The following is a 4,171-nucleotide window of genomic DNA, read 5'->3' as shown; positions in this document are numbered from 1 at the left end:
TTTTATTTTATTTTATTTTATGCAGATCGTGTCCCATACGTTCTTTTTTTGTCTTCATATAGAACATGTTATATGGGTTCGGTTCTACTTCGATCGGTACATTCTCCACGATTTCCAGTCCATAACCTTTTAATCCGATGCGTTTTACAGGATTGTTGGTCATTAATCTCATTTTACGGACTCCTAATTCGCGGAGTATATTAGCTCCTACGCCATAATCTCGTTCATCAGCTTTGAATCCGAGATGAAGATTAGCATCTACCGTATCTAAACCTTCTTCTTGTAGTTTATAAGCTTTCATTTTATTCATAAGGCCTATACCTCTGCCTTCTTGATTCATATATACGATGACGCCTTTTCCTTCTTTTTCGATCATTTCCATCGCTTTGTGCAATTGTTCTCCACATTCGCACCGTTTCGAACCGAATATATCTCCCGTCATGCAGGACGAATGGACTCGTACCAATATTGGCTCGTCCGGTTCCCATTCTCCTTTTATAAGGGCGATGTGTTCGAGTCCGTTGGAAACTTGTCTGAACGGGATTAATCTGAAATGTCCGTATGCCGTAGGCATATTTACTTCTACGCCTTTTTCGACAATCGATTCTTCTTTTAAACGATAGGCGATGAGGTCTTTGATACAGATGATCTTGATGCCGAATTTTCGGGAGACTTCCATTAATTGAGGGAGACGAGCCATTGTCCCGTCTTCATTAATGATCTCTATCAATGCCCCTGCCGGATACAAACCTGCCAAACGAGCTAAGTCTACGGCAGCCTCGGTATGTCCGGATCTGCGCAATACTCCTCTGGAGCGGGCACGAAGAGGGTTTACATGTCCCGGACGTCCTAAATCTGACGGTTTTGTTTTCGGATCGGCTAATGCCCGGATTGTTTCAGCTCGGTCGAACATCGAAACGCCTGTTGTGCATCCGCCTCCTAATTTATCGACCGTTATGGTAAAAGGGGTTTCGTGTATCGATGTATTGTTTGCAACCTGCATGTTCAGATCTAACTCTTCACACCGCTCTTCTGTTATCGGGGCACATAATACCCCACGTCCATGTGTGAGCATGAAATTAACTTTTTCCGGAGTTATTTTTTCTGCTGCAATGATGAAATCTCCTTCATTTTCCCGGTCTTCATCATCGACAACGATAATAAATTTTCCCTCCCGAAAATCTTCTATCGCTTCTTCTATCGTGTTTAGTTTTATTTCATTCATAATCTTTGTATTTAATATTCCGGATGAACAGACACCGGAATGGGTAAATTCGAAAAAAGGAAATTCTTAAATTATTGAATTTCGGATTTTTGCTCTGTTTCTCGGATAATAGCAAGAACTTCTTGATTTGTTTTTTGTATAGTTTGTAATTCTTGCCTTAATCGGTGTTGTTCCCAGCAACCGACCAGATATATAGGTATGGATATAGGAAATAAAACAGTCATGACAATTCCTATCCATCGTATTCGACATGGCTGGTATAGTAGCAGCATGCGAAGAACCGGATAATTTATCAGTTTACTTATTAATATTTGAGATCGAGTATTTTGAGCATATTCTACCCAATTGTCAACTTCTGTTTTTAGAGAACGGAGTAAATGCTTGTCGTAACCTTGCGTCCAGTACTGATAGTAAGATTGTCGTTTCTTACCAGTATTTTTTTGCATTCGGTCACAGAGAATGCCTATTTGTTCTATTCGTTTTTCTGCTTCATTTATATCGACTTCATTTATTATTACTTCTTTCATAGTAATATGGCGGGTTTCTTTTTTACCGATCAGTTTATAAATGAAGTTTATATAAAGGTCTTTATTGAAAACATCTGCATCGTTGACGGCTTTATAGGTGAGGAAAATGCCTAATGGTAGTAATACTGCAGAACTTAGCCACATGCCCTCCCATACTTCCCAACGGCCATCTCTCGCCATTTTATATCCGGAGTTGTCTATGATGTAGTAAAATATAAATAATAATACCGATACAACAACCGGAGTTCCCAACCCGCCTTTCCGGATGATTGCACCTAAAGGAGCTCCGATAAAGAAAAAAATCAGGCATGCAAAAGAAAGAGTGAATTTTTTGTGCATTTCCATTTCGTGACGACGTATGATTCGTTGGTCTCCATCAGAAAGTATACTTTTGTATTCGTAGTCTTGGCGTACGGTTTCGGCTCTTGAAACAGCTCGGTTCAGCATTGATTCTCTTTGTTGTAGAGATGCCGATGCGTATATACTGTCTATATTAATAGTTGGGGGTGCTGATCGTCCTTTGTAGGTGCTATCTCGTCGTTCATTGTTATACAATGTAAAATATCCGGAGTTTATGAGCTCTTTTCCAAAACTGTTGCCGATACTGTCTGTTCTTAAAGTCATGGAGTCGATAGAAGTTCGCAATTCGTGCATGTCTTTACCGATGTATTGATTTTGCATTACTCCGTCATCCATACGGTTAAATCCGGCATCAAATGGTATTAGGATTTCTTTTGTCGAAAAAGTTTCACGCCGATAAGGAACGCTATTTACAGCTGTTCTTTGACTTTTCAGATTTTCAAAAGATTCGCCGCTGTATAGGGTAAGGAATAAGTATTGTTTATCTTCGGTCAATTTGAGTTTTCCTGAATCGGCCAGAATGACCATTGCGTTATCGAAACCACCTGATAAATCATAAATCATCATATCTCTCATCATCCCGGTTTTTCTGTCTTTTTCTTTGACATAAAGGTTATAGCCGTTGATCTGATCGTAAAAAACACCTTCAGGAATGTCCAACTCAGGAGACTTTTGCCGTATCGAGTAGAGTAGAGTGTACATTTTTACCTGAGCTTTCGGAAGTATGTCATTTTGAAAAAAGAAAGCTCCAATAGCTATCAAGGCAACTACTATGACTAAAGGACGCATGACATGTAGAAGCGATACTCCGGCAGCTTTTATTGCCAACAATTCGAGTCGTTCACCTAAATTTCCGAAAGTCATTAAAGATGCCAGCAGTAATGCTAACGGGAGTGACATCGGTACCATAGACACTGCTGCATAAAAGAATAACTCGGCAAGTACAGGCATCTCTATTCCTTTCCCGACCAGTTCATCGACATATCTCCATAAAAATTGCATAAGAATAATAAACAAGCAAATGAAGAATGTCATTAGAAACAAGGGCAAGAATGTTTGTAAGATAAAGAGATATAATCTTTTGATACGAAACATACTTTTAACTTTGTGTCGCAAAAGTAGTGCAAAAAAACGAATTTAGGATATTAAGCATTCATAAAAACCATTTATTGTAAATACTTTGAAAAAGCACTTATGAATAAAATGCAGAAAGATACTTTTAATTAAGCTACGTATTATACAGAATATCTGGAGAGCACGTGACACAGATATTCTGTATAATTAAATCTTTTTATGCTCCCAGCCGTTGTCTGAGAGAAGATATTTGTCTGTTCCACAAATCGATACTATCCCGTTTTTCATCAGGATAGGCATAATCGGTAATTTCGAGAATAACATCTCCTGTCAATTCTATTACATTGATGCGGAATTCAAAATATGATTTCGTATCGACATCTTCTTCATCCCAACGAAATCGAATAAATACTCCGGAACGATATCCGATCTGATGAGCGGTTTGAGGCATTTTATTCCAAAAGAACGTATATTCTTTTCCGTCTGCAGTAACGGTATCTGCAAACCAATCTGCTAGTCCGTTGACAGTACCTACATATGTCCATAGGACAGAAGGGGATACATTGTTCAGACTGTACTCGATGATGTACTTTTCCTTATTCATGTGCATTAGATTTATGAGTGTTTTGGTGCTAATATATAAATAAATTTTTATCTGACATGAATTTCTGTTTTTTTTATTCTGTTTTTTTGAAAATGCCGATCTTTTCTATCTAATTATTATACTTTAAAAAGTGCATTATGTAATAAGATTTGATTGGTATTAAATAATCTCCGGCTTAAAGTAAAAAATTAAAAGTCTATGTTTAAATATCCCGATTCCCATCGTGATATCAGCTTAGGTGTGTGTTATAGTTGCCGGAGATTATTGTTTTCATATGGGAAGTATTATGTCTGTTTCTTGAAATTGTTGAGAAAAAGAATAGATTAACCTATTGGCGGAATTAAATTATAAAAGATTTATGTTTAAAAAGTTGTGCATATT

Annotated in this window: 3 protein-coding genes; all 3 read right to left on the bottom strand. The window is 37.6% G+C overall.

All coding sequences use genetic code 11. The features are described 5' to 3' along the window. Window positions 1–7: 7 nt before the first annotated feature. Window positions 8–1,225, bottom strand: a complete 1,218-nt coding sequence (locus AC0UMU_RS13130) for a bifunctional 3,4-dihydroxy-2-butanone-4-phosphate synthase/GTP cyclohydrolase II (protein WP_288641153.1) — start codon at window positions 1,223–1,225, stop codon at window positions 8–10. 71 nt (window positions 1,226–1,296) lie between these two features. After that, window positions 1,297–3,207, bottom strand: coding sequence for an LptF/LptG family permease (locus AC0UMU_RS13125; RefSeq protein ID WP_288641151.1), 1,911 nt, complete (start codon window positions 3,205–3,207; stop codon window positions 1,297–1,299). A 196-nt stretch (window positions 3,208–3,403) separates the two neighbouring features. Further along, window positions 3,404–3,790, bottom strand: a complete 387-nt coding sequence (locus AC0UMU_RS13120; RefSeq protein WP_009319680.1) for an START-like domain-containing protein — start codon at window positions 3,788–3,790, stop codon at window positions 3,404–3,406. Window positions 3,791–4,171: the final 381 nt, after the last annotated feature.

The organism is Coprobacter fastidiosus (genome assembly GCF_982245605.1).
Note: the sequence above shows the minus strand (reverse complement) of the source record. Positions and strands in the feature narration are given on the sequence as shown.

Bases quoted from the DNA above. Each gene is read 5' to 3' on its own strand.
- AC0UMU_RS13130 (WP_288641153.1), bottom strand. From the start codon at position 1,225: ATGAATGAAATAAAACTAAACACGATAGAAGAAGCGATAGAAGATTTT.
- AC0UMU_RS13125 (WP_288641151.1), bottom strand. From the start codon at position 3,207: ATGTTTCGTATCAAAAGATTATATCTCTTTATCTTACAAACATTCTTG.
- AC0UMU_RS13120 (WP_009319680.1), bottom strand. From the start codon at position 3,790: ATGAATAAGGAAAAGTACATCATCGAGTACAGTCTGAACAATGTATCC.